14 protein-coding genes and 1 riboswitch are annotated in these 20500 nt (G+C 35.2%); of the genes, 13 read left to right on the top strand and 1 reads right to left on the bottom strand.

All coding sequences use genetic code 11. The features are described from left to right. The first annotated feature begins 103 nt into the window (after positions 1 to 103). The 13 genes from cysD to ABXT06_RS11085 all read left to right on the top strand — a co-directional run bounded on the left by cysD (position 104) and on the right by ABXT06_RS11085 (position 18127). Entirely contained in the window at positions 104 to 1021 is a 918-nt protein-coding gene (gene cysD / locus ABXT06_RS11145; RefSeq protein ID WP_262489180.1) for a sulfate adenylyltransferase subunit CysD, read from the top strand. A gap of 147 nt (positions 1022 to 1168) precedes the next feature. Continuing rightward, a complete protein-coding gene (locus ABXT06_RS11140; protein WP_354590830.1) occupies positions 1169 to 2413 on the top strand; it encodes a sulfate adenylyltransferase subunit 1 in 1245 nt (414 codons plus the stop codon). Positions 2414 to 2495: 82 nt separating this feature from the next. Next, the gene (locus tag ABXT06_RS11135; RefSeq protein ID WP_354590829.1) at positions 2496 to 4586 is read left to right on the top strand and encodes a ferredoxin-like domain-containing protein; all 2091 of its coding nucleotides are present in this window, start codon (positions 2496 to 2498) and stop codon (positions 4584 to 4586) included. Then, positions 4579 to 5352 carry a uroporphyrinogen-III C-methyltransferase gene (gene cobA, locus ABXT06_RS11130; RefSeq protein WP_354590828.1) on the top strand — a complete coding sequence of 258 codons (774 nt, stop codon included), beginning with the start codon at positions 4579 to 4581 and terminating at the stop codon, positions 5350 to 5352. Before ABXT06_RS11135 ends, cobA begins: the two co-directional genes overlap by 8 nt. Positions 5353 to 5515: 163 nt before the next feature. Next, complete coding sequence (locus ABXT06_RS11125) at positions 5516 to 6097, top strand: precorrin-2 dehydrogenase/sirohydrochlorin ferrochelatase family protein (RefSeq protein ID WP_354590827.1); 582 nt, start codon at positions 5516 to 5518, stop codon at positions 6095 to 6097. Between the two features lie 97 nt (positions 6098 to 6194). Continuing rightward, complete coding sequence (locus ABXT06_RS11120) at positions 6195 to 7247, top strand: NAD(P)/FAD-dependent oxidoreductase (RefSeq protein WP_201998789.1); 1053 nt, start codon at positions 6195 to 6197, stop codon at positions 7245 to 7247. 327 nt (positions 7248 to 7574) lie between these two features. Further along, a riboswitch (SAM riboswitch) is annotated at positions 7575 to 7690 on the top strand. Positions 7691 to 8020: 330 nt separating this feature from the next. Next, positions 8021 to 9025, top strand: a complete 1005-nt coding sequence (locus tag ABXT06_RS11115; protein WP_354590826.1) for a homocysteine S-methyltransferase family protein — start codon at positions 8021 to 8023, stop codon at positions 9023 to 9025. A 105-nt stretch (positions 9026 to 9130) separates the two neighbouring features. Beyond that, complete coding sequence (locus ABXT06_RS11110; RefSeq protein ID WP_354590825.1) at positions 9131 to 10291, top strand: leucine-rich repeat domain-containing protein; 1161 nt, start codon at positions 9131 to 9133, stop codon at positions 10289 to 10291. Positions 10292 to 10622: 331 nt separating this feature from the next. Next, the gene (metH, locus tag ABXT06_RS11105) at positions 10623 to 13298 is read left to right on the top strand and encodes a methionine synthase (protein WP_354590824.1); all 2676 of its coding nucleotides are present in this window, start codon (positions 10623 to 10625) and stop codon (positions 13296 to 13298) included. Positions 13299 to 13457: 159 nt separating this feature from the next. Next, complete coding sequence (gene metF, locus ABXT06_RS11100; protein ID WP_129746183.1) at positions 13458 to 14414, top strand: methylenetetrahydrofolate reductase [NAD(P)H]; 957 nt, start codon at positions 13458 to 13460, stop codon at positions 14412 to 14414. A gap of 208 nt (positions 14415 to 14622) precedes the next feature. Continuing rightward, on the top strand, positions 14623 to 15276 hold the full coding sequence (locus tag ABXT06_RS11095; RefSeq protein WP_354590823.1) for a class I SAM-dependent methyltransferase: 654 nt from the start codon (positions 14623 to 14625) through the stop codon (positions 15274 to 15276). A 146-nt stretch (positions 15277 to 15422) separates the two neighbouring features. Then, on the top strand, positions 15423 to 16646 hold the full coding sequence (locus ABXT06_RS11090) for a dicarboxylate/amino acid:cation symporter (protein WP_354590822.1): 1224 nt from the start codon (positions 15423 to 15425) through the stop codon (positions 16644 to 16646). Between the two features lie 80 nt (positions 16647 to 16726). Beyond that, positions 16727 to 18127 (top strand): pyridoxal phosphate-dependent decarboxylase family protein, encoded by a 1401-nt coding sequence (locus tag ABXT06_RS11085; RefSeq protein ID WP_354590821.1) that lies wholly within the window; start codon positions 16727 to 16729, stop codon positions 18125 to 18127. A 93-nt stretch (positions 18128 to 18220) separates the two neighbouring features. Here the strand turns inward: ABXT06_RS11085 and ABXT06_RS11080 are convergent, their stop codons facing one another. Then, positions 18221 to 20341, bottom strand: a complete 2121-nt coding sequence (locus ABXT06_RS11080) for a TonB-dependent receptor domain-containing protein (RefSeq protein ID WP_354590820.1) — start codon at positions 20339 to 20341, stop codon at positions 18221 to 18223. Between the last annotated feature and the right edge of the window lie 159 nt (positions 20342 to 20500).

Below are 20500 nucleotides of genomic sequence, written 5' to 3'. Positions count from 1 at the left end.
TTCTAGAGAATAGAGTAGAGAATATAGAATAAAGAGTGGAGCTTTTAGATCAGGTGAGAAACTTGAAACTTTAAACCTGAAACTAAAGTTTTCCACAACAAAAATATCAAACAAAAAAACAATGAGTTCAGTATTAAAAACAAACGCTTTAGAGAGTGAAGCGATATACATTTTCAGAGAAGTAATTTCACAGTTTGACAAACCGGTTTTACTTTTCTCAGGAGGAAAAGATTCTATTACATTAGTGCGTTTGGCACAAAAAGCATTTTTCCCTGCTAAGATTCCGTTTCCTCTATTGCATGTTGATACGGGACATAATTTCCCTGAGACCATTGCTTTCAGAGATAAATTGGTAGAAGAATTAGGTTTAGAGTTGATCGTTCGTAATGTTCAGGATGCTATTGATGAAGGAAAAGTAGTTGAAGAAACTGGAAAATATTCAAGCCGTAACAGCTTGCAAACAACAACACTTTTGGATGCAATTGAAGAATTTAAGTTTGATGCTTGTATTGGTGGTGCGCGTCGTGATGAAGAAAAAGCAAGAGCGAAGGAACGTATTTTCTCTGTTCGTGATGATTTCGGACAATGGGACGAAAAAAATCAGAGACCTGAGTTGTTTGATATTTTGAATGGAAAAATTGAAAATGGACAAAACGTTCGTGTTTTCCCAATTTCAAACTGGACAGAATTAGATGTTTGGAGTTATATCGAAAAAGAAAAAATCGAGATTCCGTCAATCTATTTCTCACATAAAAGAAAAGTTTTTTTGAGAGACGGTTTAATCTGGTCGCATTCTCCTTTTGTGTACCAAGAAGAAGACGAACAAATCGAAGAAAGAATTGTTCGCTTCAGAACCGTTGGAGATATGAGCTGTACAGCAGCTGTTGAATCTTACGCAGCAACAATCGAAGAAGTAGTTGGAGAAATCAGATCCTCAACCATTTCTGAAAGAGGAGCCAGAATTGATGACAAACGTTCTGAAGCTGCAATGGAAAAGAGAAAACAACAAGGATACTTTTAATAATTGTTAATTATGAATTGTTAATTGTAAATGCAATTCGGAACGAAATTTTAAAAGTAAAAATCAAAAAAAACAAAAACATACAGATTTATAAGTTTCGAGAGAACATGAAACCTGAAACTTTAAACCTGAAACAAAAATATTAGAATGGACGTTTTAAAAATAGCAACAGCAGGAAGTGTAGATGACGGAAAAAGTACTTTAATCGGGAGATTATTGTACGATACAAAATCGTTGACAACTGATAAAATAGAAGCAATCGAAAAAAGCAGCAAACAAAAAGGATACGATTACCTTGATTTTTCTTTGGCAACAGACGGATTGGTAGCAGAAAGAGAGCAAGGAATCACGATTGACGTTGCACACATTTATTTTTCGACTGCAAAGAAAAGTTACATTATTGCCGATACTCCAGGTCACGTAGAATATACTAGAAACATGGTTACGGGAGCTTCGACTTCTCAGGTTTCTATCATTTTGATCGATGCCAGAAAAGGAGTTATTGAGCAGACTTACCGTCACTTTTTTATCAATAATTTATTGAGAGTAAAAGAGGTAATCGTAGCGATAAACAAAATGGATTTAGTTGATTACTCAGAAGAAGTTTTCAATAAAATCAGAGCTGATTTTGAGGCTTTAAATGCAAAAAGTACTTTCAAAGAACAAAACGTAAGTTACATTCCGTTAAGTGCAATCAATGGTGGAAACGTTGTGGACAAATCAGAAAATATGCCTTGGTACAACGGACAAACAGTTTTGGAACATTTAGAAGGATTACATTCTCATGATGTTTACGAAGCAGGAAAAGCACGTTTCCCAGTTCAAACAGTTATTCGTCCAAAAACAGAAGAATACCACGATTTTAGAGGATACGCAGGAAAATTATACGGAAATTCAATTAAAGTTGGAGATGCTGTAACAGTTCTTCCTTCTTTAACAGAATCAACTGTAACTAAAATTCACTTTTTTGATAAAACATTTGACGAAGCAACTGCAGGTTCTTCAATTACAATCGAATTAGAAAATGATATCAATGTAACAAGAGGCGATATGATTGTAAAATCAAGCGAGCTTCCAAAAATTGAAAAAGATATTACTACAACAGTGTGCTGGATGGACAGTAAAAAACTGGTTGCGGGAACTAAATATTTGGTACAACACAATACCAACAGAGTTTTAGCAAAAGTAGAAAGCATTAAAAATACAATTGCAACAGATTACTCAGGAACGACAGAAGCTTCACAATTAGCAATCAACGAAATTGGAGAAGTAACGATCAAATTAAGCAAACCGTTATATTTTGATTCATACAATGAAAACAAATCAAACGGAGCTTTCATCTTAATTGATACAGCAACAAACACAACAGCAGGAGTAGGATTCATTCGCTAGTTGATAGTTGATGGTTTTTGGTTGATAGTTATTCTGCCAGCAAACCAACAACCAACGACTAACAACCAACAACTAAAGAGAAATGGAAAGTTTTAGAACAGAAATAGAAAATCCGGTAGTTCAGAAGGAGATTATCGAATTAGAAAAAAAGATTCACTTATTCCGCGGAGGAAAAATTGATGACGAGCGTTTTCGTAGTCTTCGTCTAGCGCGTGGAATCTACGGTCAGCGTCAGGAAGGCGTTCAGATGATTCGTATCAAATTGCCTTACGGAAAAGTGACAAGTGAGCAATTAGTACGTATCACACAAGTTTCAGATAAATATTCTACAGGACGTTTGCACATTACAACACGTCAGGATATTCAGATTCACTACGTAAGTTTAGACAGAACTCCTGAGCTTTGGGCAGATTTGGCTAAAGACGATATTACACTTCGTGAAGCTTGTGGAAATACCGTGAGAAACATTACAGGAAGCGAATTGGCTGGAGTTGACGTAAACGAACCATTTGATGTTTCGCCTTATGCACACGGACTTTTTCAATATTTGTTAAGAAACCCAATTTGTCAGGAAATGGGACGTAAATTCAAAATTTCGTTCTCCTCTTCAGATGAAGATACTGCTTTGAGTTATTTACACGATTTAGGATTTATTCCGAAAATTAAAGACGGACAAAAAGGTTTCAAAATTATGTTCGGAGGAGGTTTAGGATCTCAGCCAGCACATGCTGAATTACTTTCAGAGTTTGTTCCCGTAAACGAAATTATTCCAACAGCAGAAGGAATCATTCGTATTTTTGATAGATACGGAGAACGTGCAAAGAGAATGAAAGCGCGTATGAAATTCTTAATCAAAGAGATGGGGAAAGATGTTTTCCTTGATTTGGTTGAAAAAGAGAAAAAAGCCATCGCTTTTGAAACATACGAAATAGATACAACCGCTTTTGACGGACCAATTACAGAACCATTATTAGAAGTTCCGCAAGTTACAATCGAAGATACAGAAGCGTATGAAGCGTGGAAAAAATCGAATGTAATCAAACAGAAACAAGACGGTTATTATGCTATTGGAATCAAAGTTTTATTAGGAGACTTTTACACTGACAAAGCGAGATTATTAGCCGATTTAATCAAGAATTACGGAGCAAATGAATTGCGTTTTTCATTGCGTCAAAATATTGTAATACGTCACATAAAAGAAGAGAATCTTCCTTTCTTTTATCAAGAATTAGCGAAGTTGGATTTTGTTCAGCTAGGATATAATTCAGTTGGAGATATTACGGCATGTCCGGGTACTGATACTTGCAACTTGGGGATTGCAAGTAGTACCGGTATTGCAGAAGAATTAGAAAGAGTTTTAAGTGCTGAATATCCTCAGTATTTAAACAACCGCGAAATCGAAATTAAGATTTCTGGCTGTATGAATGCCTGCGGACAACATAACATGTCTGCAATTGGATTCCAAGGAATGTCTATCAACTCAGGAAAACTAGTAGCTCCGGCTTTACAAGTTTTATTGGGAGGAGGAAGATTAGGAAACGGAGCAGGGCGTTTTGCTGATAAAGTAATCAAAATTCCAAGCCGTAGAGGACCAGATGCATTACGAACTATCTTAAATGATTTTGATGCGAATGCAAACGGAGAGAAATTCCTAAACTATTACGATCTAAAAGGTGAAAAGTATTTCTACGAAATCTTAAAACCGTATGCAGATGTGACCAATTTAACAGAAGCTGATTTTGTGGATTGGGGTAACGCAGACAATTACGTAAAAGCAGTTGGAGTTGGAGAATGTGCCGGAGTGGTGATCGATTTAGTGGCGACATTATTGTTTGAAGCTAAAGAGAAATTGATTTTGTCTCAGGAATCTTTCGACGAGAAAAAATGGTCAGATGCTATTTACCATGCTTATGCAGGATTTGTAAACGGAGCAAAAGCTTTGTTATTGGCAGAAAACCAAAAAACAAATCACCACGCAGGAATCGTGGATTTGTTTGATACTGTTTTCATCGAAACTAATAAAATTGAATTAAACTCAACTTTTAAAGATTTGGTTTACCAGATTAATAAAAATGAACCATCTGAAGCTTTCGCTAAAGATTACATTGCACAAGCAACTGTTTTCTTTGATAAAATCGAAACTTTCAGAGCACAGGAATTAGCAAATGCATAATATAAAACCCAAAATAACTTTAGTCGGTGCAGGTCCGGGCGATCCCGATTTACTGACGCTGAAAGCTGTAAAAGCATTGGCTGAAGCTAATGTGGTTTTATACGACGCTTTGGCCAACGAAGAAATTCTGGATTATGCACCAAAAAGTGCCATTAGAATTTTTGTTGGAAAAAGAATCGGAAATCATGCTTACACGCAGGATCAAATCAATCAGCTGATTGTGGATAATGCACTGACATACGGAAACGTAGTGAGATTAAAAGGCGGAGATCCATTTATTTTCGGAAGAGGTGGAGAAGAGATTGATTTTGCAGAAAGCTTCGGAATCGAAACCATCGTAGTTCCGGGAATTTCATCAGTAGTTGCAGTTCCGGCAAGTCAGGGAATTTCGATCACAAAAAGAGGAGTTTCAGAAAGCTTTTGGGCAATTACGGGAACAACTTCAGATAGAAAATTATCTTCAGATGTAGCTTTAGCAGCACAATCATCTGCAACAGTCGTGATTTTGATGGGAATGCACAAATTGCCTCAAATAATCGATTTGTTTCAAAAAGAAGATAGAGGAAATTTGCCTGTTGCAATCATTCAAAACGGAACAACAGCAGAAGAAAAAGTGGGAGTTGGAACTGTAGATTCGATTTTAGAAGTTGTAAAACAAAAAGAATTAGATTCTCCGGCAATTATTGTTTTAGGCGAAGTTGTCCGGGAAAGCAACAAACTAAAAGGATTTTACGAAGAATTTCTATCAAAAGAAGAAATTCGATAGAATTATGTTCCGTTAGGAACATCTCATCGGTAGAAAAAAATAAATGTTTTCACAGTAATAATGTTCCGTTAGGAACATCTGATTGCCACCGATTTTGTAGCGTCAGGTTTTAACCCGAAGTTTGCATTATTAATTGTTCCGTTAGGAACAACATATTGGTAACATGGAACAAAACGAATTATATCCAATATTTCTAAAGCTTCACAATCTAAAGGTACTAATTGTAGGCGGAGGAAATGTAGGTCTGGAAAAGCTTTCTTTCTTGCTTAAGTCAAGTCCGAATGCAAATGTTGAGGTTGTAGCGCCTGATTTTCATTTGGAAATTAAGGTTTTAGCACAAAAACATTCTTCAGTTAAATTAACGGAAGCGAAGTTTAAAAAGAAAATGCTTAAAAAGCGTCATATGGTGATTGCTTGTACAGACAAGTTGGAAGTTAATAAAAGAGTGTACGATTTGGCCAGAAAGCGTTATCTGATTTGCAATATCGCTGATACACCAGATTTATGCGATTATTATTTGGGCGGAATCGTAACAAAAGGAAATGTAAAAATTGCCATTTCTACAAACGGAAAATCGCCAACAACAGCAAAGAGATTGCGTGAATTTTTTGAAGAAGTAATTCCGGAAGATATCAATCAAATGGTTGAAAATCTGAATGAATACCGAAAAACCTTAAAAGGCAATTTTGAAGAAAAGGTAAAAAGAATGAATGAGATAACCTCTTCATTAAAAAATAGAGAGTAAAAAAGTTTCGGAAAGAAATTAATGATAAAAATCATTGAAAGTACAAGGATTTATTCGTTTCTTTGCGTTATTAAGAATGATTATAAACAACAACATAATGATTAAAACAGATATACTTATAATTGGAGCAGGCCCAACAGGATTATTTGCCGTTTTTGAGGCAGGATTGCTAAAATTAAAATGCCACATTTTAGATGCGCTTCCACAACCAGGAGGACAACTATCAGAGTTATATCCAAAAAAGCCAATTTATGATATTCCTGGATTCCCAGAAGTATTAGCTGGAGATTTAGTTGACGGATTAATGGAGCAAATTAAACAATTTGAACCAGGATTTACTTTAGGAGAACGTGCTGAAACAGTTGAAAAACAAGAAGACGGAACATTCATTGTAACCTCAAATAAAGGAACTAAATTCCACGCGCCGGTTATTGCAATCGCTGGAGGATTAGGAAGTTTCGAGCCTCGTAAACCACTTATCGAAGATATCGAGTTTTATGAAGATAAAGGAGTAAAATACTTCATCAAAAATCCTGAGAAATTCAGAGATAAAAGAGTTGTTATTGCAGGAGGAGGAGATTCAGCATTAGACTGGTCGATTTTCTTAGCAAACGTAGCTTCAGAAGTAACTTTAATTCACAGAAGAAACGAATTTAGAGGAGCTTTAGATTCGGTAGAGAAAGTACAGGAATTAAAATCAGCAGGAAAAATCAAATTGATCACTCCGGCAGAAGTTGTTGGAATCAACGGTGCTGAGCATGTTGAGTCATTAGACATCGAAGAAAACGGCGCACACCGTAAAATCGAATGCGATTATTTCATTCCCCTTTTCGGATTAACACCAAAATTAGGTCCAATTGGAGACTGGGGATTAGAAATCGAGAAAAATGCCATTAAAGTAAACAATGCATTAGATTACCAAACTAATATTCCGGGAATCTTCGCTATTGGAGACGTAAACACATACCCAGGAAAATTAAAGTTGATCCTTTGCGGATTCCATGAAGCTACTTTAATGTGCCAAGCTGCTTATTCAATCATCAACCCAGGTAAAAAATACGTATTAAAATATACAACAGTATCTGGAGTAGACGGTTTCGACGGAACTCGTAAAGAGGCTCCAAAAGCGGTTGTAAAAGCGATAGTCTAAGTTGCTGAGATTCTAAGTTTCTAAGATACTAAGGTTTTTATATAGAAAGCTCAAACTTTAAAAGTTTGAGCTTTTGTTTTTTAATCAAATAGTAATCTCAATTTTATTTAAAATATAGCCAGTGGTTTTAACCACGGGAACATAATGAATAGACGCAACGCGTAATCACAATACGTTTCCCGTGGTTGAAATCACGGGCAATATTTGAAAAACAGAAGCTAAAAAACCTTAGAAGCTTAGAAACTTAGAACCTCAGAACCTTAGAAAAAAAACATTTGCAAATCGAATTGCCATTTCATACCTTTGCACTGTTCTTAAAATTATTGTCAGTTATCACGAAAGGCGGAGGGATAGACCCAATGAAACCTTAGCAACCCTTTACCATAAAGAAGGTGCTAAATTCTACTTTTTACTAATTTTCAAGTATTAAAGATAGATAACACAAATACATTACAAGTATTTCTCAAAACTTTTCCAGACAACATACAATATTTACCGAAGCAATTCAGTAGAAGGAGCGAATCATTGGCGCATTTTTGCAGTCAATAGTTCCCGCTTTTCGTTGCAATCTTTTGTTTTTTAAAGAAAAAAACAAAAGGATTTCCACTTCAATCGGGGCTAATGAGCCAGCAATAGTGAGTTTTTGGAATTAAAGTAAAAAAATATCAAAGGCTAAACTCAACAGATTTCCAAAACCTGTCAGGTTTAAATAGAGCCTTCAAAATTATAATTAAAAAAAGCTTTGTGCCTTAGTGCCTTAGCGGCAAAAGAATATGGCAATTACGATAAAAGAAGCAATAAAAAAAAATATCCTAATCCTTGACGGAGCAATGGGAACAATGTTGCAACGCTATAATTTCTCAGAAGAAGATTTCAGAGGAGAGCGTTTCAAAGATTTTCCGCATCCGTTAAAAGGAAACAACGATTTACTATCCCTAACACAACCACAAGCAATCCGCGATGTACATGCCGCTTATTTTGAAGCAGGCGCTGACATCGTAGAAACCAATACCTTCTCTGGAACGACAATCGGTATGGCCGATTATCACATGGAAGATTTGGTTTACGAGTTAAACTATGAATCGGCAAAAATCGCAAGACAAGTAGCCGATGAGTTTACTGCAAAAAATCCAGACAAACCTCGTTTTGTAGCCGGTTCAATCGGCCCGACAAACCGTACAGCAAGTATGTCACCAGATGTAAACGATCCAGGTTACAGAGCCGTAACGTTTGACGATTTAAGAATAGCCTACAAAGAACAAGTGGAAGCGTTAATGGACGGTGGATGTGATTTACTTTTAGTAGAAACGATTTTCGATACATTAAATGCAAAAGCAGCACTTTTTGCCATCGAAGAAGTAAAAGAAGAACGCAATCTGGATATTCCAATTATGGTTTCAGGAACCATTACAGATGCTTCAGGAAGAACACTTTCTGGACAAACTGTTGAAGCGTTTTTGATTTCAGTTTCACATATTCCGTTATTGAGTGTAGGATTCAATTGCGCTCTTGGAGCCGATTTGCTGAAACCCTATTTAAAAACATTAGCGCACAATACAAGCTTTAATGTTTCGGCGCATCCAAACGCAGGATTACCAAATGCTTTCGGACAATACGACGAAACTCCAGAACAAACTCAAGCATTCATTAAAGAATATTTAGAAGATAATTTAATCAATATCATTGGCGGTTGTTGCGGAACAACTCCAGATCATATTCGATTAATGGCTGAGGTTGCGAAAGATTATAAGCCGAGAGTTCCTTCCGCGGTAATGTAATTATAAATGAGAAAAGATTGTTGTAAATTTTTGTTGGTGTTTAGGAGAATTTGAATTTATTTCACTCACAATTACAATGAAAAATAAAATACTAGCTATTACACTATGAATATTAAAAGTTACTTTGTTGGATGGTTAACTTGTTTAAGTTTGATTTTTTTGAGTTGTTCCAATTCTGATGATGATTCTAAGAACATCATTTCTGATAAAAATTGCACTCAAATAGTAAATATTCCAGATGCAAATTTTAAAGCGAAATTATTATCTGCTACTGCAGACTTAAATAATGTTGTGGCTTCCAATTTAGAAGGTTTTGTAACTAAAATTGATGCAAATAATGATGGGATTATTCAAGTTTGTGAAGCTGAAAACATTAGTGAACTGACTGTTGATAATTCAAATATTAGTTCATTGGAAGGCTTGCTTGCTTTTCGAAATCTTAAATACTTATCTATTAGAAGTAATAAGGTTAAAGTGTTAGATGTTTCAAGTCTAAAAAAACTCCATACAGTATATTGTGAATATAATAATATCAGTAATATAAATGTACAAGGTTTGACTAACTTAAAATTTCTTTGGTGTAGTCAAAATGAATTAACTGCTTTAAATTTAAGTTCATTGCCGTTACTTGAATCTGTGTATTTTGAATCAAATAAAATTAGCAGTTTCAACATTGAAAACTCAAATAAAATTAGTGATCTAAGAGGTTCATATAATTTATTGACTACTTTAACAATTGGACATTTAAAAAATTTAAGTTACTTATATATATCTTATAATTTATTGACTTCTTTGGATGCTAATAATTTAAAAAATCTAAGTTCGTTGCAGTGTTCTAATAATAAGATAACCTTTTTGAATGTTTCAAATTGTATTAGTTTAATGGATATTTATTGTGATAACAATGTTTTATCAGATTTAAAATTAAGTAATTGTAGTAAGTTGAATTTTATAAGAGGCTACAATAATAAGCTAACCACAATCGATTTAAATGGTTTGACAGCATTAAAAAATTTAGATATATCCAATAATCTTTTATCCAGTTTTGATGCACGTTATTGTCCTCAACTTGATTATTTAGATATTTATAATATGGCAAATTTACAATCGATGGTGTTAAAAAACGGAAGTAATTTGAACAATTACTATTTTGGAAATAATCCTAAACTTACCTCTATTTGTTGTGATGTTTCTGAATTGGCAGAAGTTCAAAATCAAGTTAATTTTTGGGGATATAACTGTACTGTTAGTACTAATTGTTTTTAAAATTATAAAAGCTAATTAATATAAATACTTGGTTAGTGTTTGCAAAAGAGTATTGCTTAAAACAAAATGAGATATATAATATTGTTTTGTTTTTCGCAATGCCAAATTGTAACACAAAACTGCGTGAGGGATAGAAGTGAAAAGCCCACAGCCTGACGAAGGAAGTGCGAGGACTTGCAACGGATAGCCCGGCCCGGAGGGACACGTCCAAAATATTAAACATAAATACCTAAAAGGTTTTAAAAACCTCGCAGGAAAGAAATAGAATAAAAAAACTTAGAATCTAAGCATCTTAGCCCCGATAGCTATCGGGGTAGAAACTTAAAAAGAAATGACAGAAAAAAGAAGAGACCTTGTATTATCAGGATTAGAACCGTTGATTATTACGCCGGAAAGTGTTTTCGTGAATGTTGGCGAGCGTACAAACGTAACAGGTTCAAGAAAATTTTTGAGATTAATCAAGGAAGAGAAGTATGACGAGGCACTTGATATTGCAAGACAGCAGGTAGAAGGAGGAGCACAAATCATCGATATTAATATGGATGAAGGTATGCTTGATGGAGTTACGGCAATGACTAAATTTTTGAATTTAATTGCTGCAGAACCAGACATTTCGAGAGTGCCGATTATGATCGACAGCTCGAAGTGGGAAATCATTGAAGCTGGTCTAAAAGTAGTTCAAGGAAAAAGCGTTGTAAACTCGATTTCGTTAAAAGAAGGAGAAGAAGCTTTTATTCACCACGCTAAATTAATCAAACGTTACGGCGCGGCGGCGATTGTAATGGCTTTCGACGAAGTAGGTCAGGCCGATAATTACGATCGTAGAGTAGAAATTTGTGCGCGTTCGTATGATATTTTGGTGAACAAAGTAGGGTTTCCTCCGCAGGATATTATTTTCGATTTGAATATTTTCCCAGTTGCGACTGGAATGGAAGAGCATAGATTAAACGCTTTGGATTTCTTTAGAGGAACAAAATGGGTTCGTGAAAATCTTCCGCACGCACATATTAGCGGTGGTGTAAGTAACGTTTCGTTCTCTTTTAGAGGAAACGATACGGTTCGTGAAGCGATGCACTCGGTATTCTTATACCACGCGATTAAAGAAGGAATGACGATGGGAATTGTAAACCCAGAGATGCTTACGATTTACGATGATATTCCGAAAGATTTGTTAGAATATGTTGAAGATGTAATTCTGGACAGACGAGACGATGCAACCGAAAGACTTTTAGATTTTGCTGACAGCGTAAAAGGAGAAGCAAAAAGCGATGAAAAAACGGTTCAGGAATGGCGTTTTGGAACTGTTCAGGAACGTATTACACATTCATTGGTAAAAGGAATTGACGCTTTTATTGAAGAAGATGTTGAAGAAGCACGTTTGGCAGCAACAAAGCCCATCGAAGTTATTGAGATCAACTTAATGGCTGGAATGAATGTGGTTGGAGATTTATTCGGAAGCGGAAAAATGTTCTTGCCTCAGGTTGTAAAATCGGCTCGTGTAATGAAAAAAGCCGTTGCTTATTTATTGCCATTTATCGAAGCGAGTAAACAAGCAGGAGACAAACAAGGAAACGGGAAAATCCTGATGGCAACTGTAAAAGGTGATGTTCACGATATTGGTAAAAACATCGTTTCGGTGGTTTTGGCTTGTAATAATTATGAGATTGTAGATCTTGGTGTTATGGTTCCTCCGGAGAAAATTATTTCGGCTGCGATCGAACATGAAGTCGATATCATCGGATTAAGCGGCTTGATCACACCTTCGCTTGACGAAATGGTGTATTTAGCCAAAGAATTAGACAAACAAGATATTAAAATCCCGATTATGATTGGTGGTGCAACGACTTCGCGCGCGCATACAGCCGTGAAAATTGCGCCTCAGTACAGAGAAACAGTAATTCACGTAAATGATGCTTCGAGAGCGGTTACGGTTGCTGGAAACTTGTTAGATCATAATAGAAAAATATATGCTGCCGATATTCGTGCAGAATACGATTCATTTAGAGAAACATTCTTAAACCGTTCGAGAGATAAAAATTTCCTAACAATTGAAGATGCGCGTAAAAACAAATTACCATTGGATTGGAGTGAATATACTCCAGTTAAACCAAAAGTAATCGGCGCACAAACCATCGAAGTTGAATTGGATGTTTTGGTTCCATATATCGACTGGACGCCGTTTTTCCAGACTTGGGAATTGTACGGAAAATATCCGGCAATTTTAACTGATGAGGTTGTGGGGAAAGAAGCAACTTCTGTTTTTAACGATGCTCAGGCAATGTTGAAAGTGATTTTAGAAGAGAAAAAACTAAAAGCAAAAGGTATTTACGGAATTTTCCCTGCGAATCAGGTTGATGATGACGATATCGAATTGCGTGATGAAAACGGAAAAGTTTTAGAGAAATTCTTAACGCTTCGTCAGCAATCGCAAAAAACAAAAGGCGCTCCGAATATCGCATTAGCTGATTTTATTCTGCCAAAAGACAGTGGCGTAACCGATTATATGGGAGCTTTCTGTGTAACAACAGGTTTTGGTGTTGACGAATGGGCAGCGGAATATGAGAAAAACCTAGACGATTATAATTCGATTATGGTTAAAGCCCTTGCGGATCGTTTTGCTGAGGCTTTCGCCGAATATCTTCACGAGCGAGTACGTAAAGATTTCTGGGGTTATGATAGCGAAGAATCTTTAACCAACGAAGAATTGATTAAAGAAAATTATAACGGAATTCGTCCGGCTCCAGGTTATCCAGCTTGTCCAGATCACTTGGAAAAACCAACAATCTGGAAGCTTTTAGATGTTGAAAAACAAATAGGAGTGAAACTAACAGAAAGTATGGCGATGTGGCCGGCTTCATCGGTTTCAGGATATTATTTCGGAAATCCGAAAAGCCGCTATTTCGGACTTGGAAAAATAAAAGAAGATCAGGTTACAGATTACGCCAAACGCCGAAATGTACCGCTTGATTACGCAATGAAATGGTTAAACCCTAATATAGCAGATTAAAGGTTTTGTTTCAAGTTTCAGGTTTAAGTTCTCTACAGCAACTTGAAACTTGGAACATGAAACTTGAAACAAATAAAAATATTGATTTACGTTTTTTGATTCAGATTTTTTACACTTAGCTAAACTCAAAATTCATAACTCATAACTCATAACTTAGAAATGAAAGTAACAGAACATATAGAAAACGCCAAAGGAAAAACATTATTCTCGTTTGAAATTATTCCGCCTCAAAAAGGGAAAAGCATTCAGGAATTATACGATAATATTGATCCGTTAATGGAGTTTAATCCGCCGTTTATTGATGTAACGACTTCTCGCGAGGAGTACATTTACATTGATAGAGGTAACGGACTTTTGGACAAAAAACTGACTCGTATGCGTCCAGGAACACTTGGAATTTGCGCTTCTATAAAACACAAATACAATGTAGATACGGTTCCGCATTTGCTTTGCGGTGGTTTCACCAAAGAGGAAACCGAGTATATGCTTGTTGACTGTCATTATTTAGGAATTAACAATGTAATGGCACTTCGCGGAGACGCTATGAAAGACGAACAGTCTTTTGTGCCAAAAGCAGGAGGTAATCATTATGCAATTGATTTGGTGAAACAAATTAATGATTTGAACTGCGGAAAATATCTTCATGAAGTAATGGATGCAGATAACAAAGCTGACTTCTGTATTGGAGTTGCGGGTTATCCAGAAAAACATTTAGAATCTCCTTCTTTACAATCAGATTTAAAAAGATTAAAAGAGAAAGTTGACGCTGGAGCTGATTATGTAGTAACACAAATGTTTTTTGACAATGCTAAATATTTTGCTTTCGTAGAAAAAGCAAGAGAAATGGGAATCACAATTCCGATTATTCCTGGAATTAAACCAATTGCTGTTCAAAGACATTTGCAAGTTTTACCTCAGATTTTCAGAATCGATTTACCAGAAGATTTAATCGATGCTGTAGATAAATGCAAAAATAATGCTGAAATCAAACAAGTCGGAATCGAATGGGCGATTCAGCAGTCATTAGAATTAAAAGCCGCTGGAGTTCCATTTTTACACTATTATTCAATGGGTAAATCTGAGAACATCCGCCAGATTGCAAGTCAGGTTTTTTAATGTCATTGCGAGGAACTTTGTCAAAGTTTTAAACTTTGACAAAGTTATTCAAATATAGTTTGTCATTCCGAGGAACGAGGAATCTCACTCGGGTGTCGACAAAGATTGGCGATCTACTTTGCGGAGTTTCTAGTGTGATTCCTCGTTCCTCGGAATGACAAAAAAGTTGGAATTTGGATTTTTTTAATTGGAATTTAATTTAAGAATTATGAAACAAGAAGAACTACAAGCCATAGCCTCTCAATTAAAACATCCATCGGGAGAAAAAGGAATTGAAATGGCCAATATGATGAACGAGACGAACATCAATATGACCAAACATTCGATTCAGAATCTAAATATTTCAGACCAAAACAGAATTCTGGAATTAGGTCACGGTAACGCTGGACATGTTGAATTTCTGTTTGAACAAGCTGAAAAACTTAAATACTACGGACTGGAAATGTCGGAACTGATGTTTCAGGAAGCGCGCCAGATTAATCGAAATTTTGTTTCTCAAAAACAAGCTTTTTTTTCACTTTATGACGGAAATACAATTCCGTTTGAAGATGGATTATTCGATAAAATATTTACTGTAAACACAATTTATTTTTGGCAGAAGCCTGAAGAATTACTTTCAGAAATCTGCAGAGTTTTAAAGCCAAACGGTACTTTCTGTTTGACATTTGCCGAAGAAGATTTCATGAAAACTCTGCCTTTTACTCAATTCGAATTTGAATTGTACAGCACTCAAAAAGCGCAGGAGTTAATCAAAAAATCAGATTTTAAAATCGTTTATACAGAAACACAGACCGAAAAAGTAAAAAGCAAAACAGGAGAATTAGTCGATAGAGCTTTTACAACTATTGTTTTGGAGAAATAGTTTTTTAGCCACAGATTAAAAAGATTAGAAAGGATTTTTAATCTGTGTTAACCCTTTAATCTGTGGCTGAAAAAAATAATCTTAACAGTTTTTTGAATACTTTCATTCTTTATTATTAACTATCTGAATTATAATTCTCTTCAATTATGGAAGTTAAGAAAATCAATTTTTTGCAGAGTTACAGCAGTATTTTATGGCTTCTTGGCGGTATTATAATCGGGAGTATTTTCGGATTGGTGTTTGGAGAAGATGTTTTGATTATAAAACCACTCGGTGATATATTCCTGAATTTACTTTTTACAGCCATTATTCCGCTTATATTTTTCACAATCGGCTCTTCGGTTGCGAATTTGGAACGGACAGAAAAACTAGGAAAACTGTTTGTTATAATGGTATTGGTTTTTCTCGCTACAATTCTGATTTCAGCAATTGTGATGATTTGCGCTGTTTATCTTTTTCCAATTCATGAGGATATTGCGATTGCTAAAGTTCCGTTTGAAGAAGTGGTATCTGGATCAGCGGGAGATCAGATTGCGAAACTACTTACAGCCAATGATTTCTTCGAATTATTGTCTCGAAAAAGTATGCTGGCATTGATTATATTTTCTTTTTTAGTCGGTTTTGCCACATTACAATCAGGAGAAAAAGGAAATGCTTTCAAGAGTTTTCTAGATTCAGGAAACGAGGTGATGAAACAGCTTTTAAACATCATCATGAAATTTGCCCCAATTGGTTTAGGAGCTTATTTTGCTTATCAAGTTGGAGTTTTTGGACCGCAATTGCTTGGAGTTTATGCAAAACCAATGGCAGTTTATTATGCTGCTTGCGTGTTTTATTTCTTTGTGTTCTTTAGTTTATATGCGCTTGTTGCTGGCGGAAAAAGCGCTTTTAAGGTTTTTTGGAGCAATAATATAATGCCTTCTTTAACAGCGGTTGGAACCTGCAGTAGTATTGCGACTATTCCAGCCAATTTAGCAGCAGCAGAAAAAATGGGAATTCCGGCTCATGTGCGTAATTTGGTAATTCCGCTTGGAGCGCCTTTGCATAAGGATGGATCGAGTATGTCATCCATCTTAAAAATAACTTTTTTGTTTGCCATGTTTGGTAAAGATTTTTCAGATCCGATGACGATTCTTTTGGCACTCGGAATTACAGTTGTCGTTTCGATTGTCGAAGGCGGAATCCCGAACGGAGGCTATATTGGAGAAATCTTAGCTATAACAGTTTATGGTTTTCCTATGGAACAAGCTTTGCCAGTCGCCATGATCTTAGGCACATTGGTAGATCCAATTGCGACTTTGTTAAATGCCAACGGAGATGTAATCTGTTCGATGATGGTTTCGAGATTCTCTGAAAAGACGAAGTGGTAGCTCTTCTTTAAAAAAATACAATTTTTTATTAATCTTTCTCATCCGCGCAATCTGCGCGACATAACCAATACAACAAACTTATGAATTCAATACTACAGCACGATCTCAATAATTTTGAGAATATCTTAGAAAAAACAAAACAGCAAGGCGTTGATTTTTTGAATAATATTGATAACGTTCCAACGTCCAATACCTATTCAATTGATCCTAAAACCGTTTTAAACGAATTAGGTTTAGGATCTATCGAAGCTTTAAAGGAATTTAATGAGAGACTGGCTCCTTTGATGGTTTCTTCTCCGGGACCAAGATACTGGGGATTTGTTACAGGAGGCTCAACACCAGCATCTATTGTGGGCGATTGGCTGGCTTCTGTGTATGATCAAAATACTCAGGCTGTAAAAGCACAAGGTGGAGTATCGGCATTAATAGAATTTGAAACCATTAATTTGTTATTGCAACTGTTAGAACTCCCAGATTCATTTTTAGGCGGATTTGTTACAGGTGCTACGATGTCAAACTTTACTGCGCTTGGTGTTGCCAGACAATGGTTTGGTAAACAGTTTGGAAAAGATTTTGCTAAAAACGGAATTTCAGAACCAATTAATATCTTAACAGCAACACCGCATTCTTCTTCTGTAAAATGTTTGTCACTTTTAGGAATTGGAAGTCAGAATTACACGGTTGTAAAAACAATTGAAGGAAATCGTGAAGCTTTGGATATTGCCGATTTAGAAGAAAAAATCAAAACATTAAATGGAAAACCTTTTATTCTGATTTCAAGTGCGGGAACGGTAAATACCGCCGATTTTGATGATTTTGAAGCGATTGAGGCATTAAAAGAAAAATACAATTTCTGGTGGCACATTGATGCCGCATTTGGCGGATTTGCTGCGGTTTCAGAGAAATACAAACATTTTGTAAAAGGCTGGGAAGATGCAGACAGTATTACCATTGACTGTCATAAATGGCTGAATGTACCTTATGAGAGCGCTTTTGTTTTAATTAAAAAAGAGTATATAAATCTGCAGATTGAGACATTTCAGAATTCTAATGCTCCTTATTTAGGCAATCCTCTAGAAAATTTTAATTATTTGAATGTACTTCCTGAAAATTCTCGTCGTTTGCGTGCTCTGCCTGCTTGGTTTTCGCTTAAAGCATATGGAAAAGAAGGTTTTAGAGATATTATCGAAAATAGCACTGCACTGGCTTTGCATTTTGGAAATGCATTAATAGAAAATGATTTTGAGTTGTTGGCACCAATTCGTTTAAATAATGTTTGTTTTACGCTGAAAGGCGAGCAAAATCAGGAAAAGGTGAACGAGTTTTTATCTGCTTTGAATGATACTGGAAAAGTATTTATGACACCAACGGTTTATCAAGGTAAAAAAGGAATTAGAGCTTCTTTTGTGAATTGGAGAACTAGAGAAGATGATATCAAACTTGTAATTGAGGAAATGCGAGAAGTGCTTTCAGAATTATAAACTTAATAAAAGTAGAAGAGCCTGTTTGAAGGAACAGGCTCTTGACTAACACAAAAAAAAAACAAAAAACAAGGTATTTAAAGAACGAAACTTTTATATACGGTATGTAAATGCAATGGTCGCAATGCGGTTGTCTAGCTCATATCTTTTATCAATGCTAGTTTGTGCGACTGCAGATTTAATAGTAAAATTGTTGGTATTGAAAACATCTGTAAAATTGAGTTTAATGTTTCCTTTTTTAGCTAAAATTTGTTTTGAAATTCCGATACTGAAATCAAAGAAACCATCTCTCTGATAAATTCCAAGATTTGATTTTGACTGATATTGTGCATTCCCTTCTGCTTTCAATGTTTCAGTTATTGCAAATGAATTTTGCACACTTACATTCAAAGTCATAATTGGATCGATCGTATTGCTGTTTAAAATGTCTGCCATAAATTTATTTTCAAAAACATTAAATAAAGTATTGACAGACCACCATTTGTTTAGCTCAGCGGTATTGGTAATATTGATTCCGTAATTGTATGATTTGTCAACGTTTATTTGCGTTGTCACGGTTGTATTAGTATCAGGATTATAATTGTACACTTCCGTGAAAACATCTTTAGTGCTATTGAAATAAACCGAAGCCATAAAATTACTTTTCCAAGCATAGCCAATTTCCATAGCGTGCGTAATCTCTGGAATCAAATTCGGATTTCCCTGCGAATAATTAAATGAATCATCATAGAAACGGAACGGATTCAAATCAAACTGACTTGGCCTGTTGATTCTTTTGCTGTAAGAAGCGTGAGCCGAATGATTATTAGTAAATTCATACTTTAAAGAAAGGCTCGGAAACCATTTTAAATAATCGTCTTTATGCTCTTCATTTAAAGTTTTCTGATCAATATTTATCGCAGTATATTCAGTTCTTAAACCAGCCTGAATGTTTAATTTTTCTAGCTGATATTTATAATTCGCGTAAGCAGCATAAATCTGTTCGTTGTATTCAAAATGATTGGTCGAATTAAAATCAATCTGCCATTCATTATTTTCGTAATATTCATATACCGATGGATTGTCATTATTTTTAATGCTGGTTTTAAAACCCCATTCAATAGATTGCTTTTCCTTTAACGGATTTACAAAATCGACTTTTCCTGTAAAAACTTTTAACTGCGACGGAATATATCCGCGACGGTCATTTACAACAGTTGCATTTGCAGTATTATCAGCACTCTGAAATTGATTTGATCTAAATTTTGAAGTTTCGTATTCAAAATCAAAAGACATGTTTTTGCCTTCCGTATTAAATTTATGAACTCCAGAAAATGCATACGTATAATCAAACCATTTTTCTTTACTGTCGTTATAAGTCAAAGCATCAAAAATAGGTTGATTTGAAGTATTAAATACTGTATTTGTACCATCAGCCATGTTTTCGTAACGTCCGATTTTGGCATCTACATAAAATTCTAAATTTGTTTTAGAAGAAGCTTCATATTGCGTTCCAATTTTAAAATTATTAGAAGTTAAAGGCTCATCTGTAATAGAGGTTTGGTGATTTGTAGATAAAATTTGCTGATGCGTTAGATCAGAATATTGAATTTGATCGAATCGTTTATGTTCTTCTTCACCTCGGAACGTATAGCTATAATTCCCGAAAACACCCCATTTGTCTTTATTGTAATTTAAGTTGAAACCAGAGTTGGTTCTGTTTTTTCTGCCTCTTCCATAACTGGCAAAAGCATTACCTTTTAAGCCCGAAGCATTTGGTTTTTTTAAAATGATATTGATAATTCCGGCTTTTCCTGCCGCATCATATTTAGAAGAAGGATTTGTAATTACTTCGATTTGTTTGATGTTGGATGAAGTTGTAGCTTTTAAATAATTGGCTAATTCTTTTTGAGAAAGTTGCGTCAATTTACCGTTTATCATTACCGCAACCCCCTGCTGTCCGCGAATAGACAAATCGCCATCTTGAGACACAACAACGCCTGGCGCACGTGATAATACGTCAAGCGCGGTCCCGCCTTCAGATACGATGCTGTTTTCTACATTAAAAACAAGACGATCAGATTTTTGAGTATATAGTACTTTTTTTCTAGCAATCACGATTTCATCTAAAGCATTTATAGTGGTTTCAATAATACTATCGGTTTCTTTTTCTGTTTGAGAATATCCATCATATACCGAAAAAGCAAGCATAAGAGAGGTTATAATTTTTTTCATGTTGTTTCAATTTGGCAAATTCTAAATCGAGATTTAGAACATAATCTTTTTAATTTTTAAAATCAGAATTTATTGCAGTGCAATTTGTTCTAATTGGTCTAAAAACTTTTTTTGATAATGCATTGCTTTATTCGAAACAGCAGAAATAAATTTTTTGAG

The sequence above is a fragment of the Flavobacterium sp. UW10123 genome (genome assembly GCF_040538975.1).
Classification (GTDB): Bacteria; Bacteroidota; Bacteroidia; order Flavobacteriales; family Flavobacteriaceae; genus Flavobacterium.
Note: the sequence above shows the minus strand (reverse complement) of the source record. Positions and strands in the feature narration are given on the sequence as shown.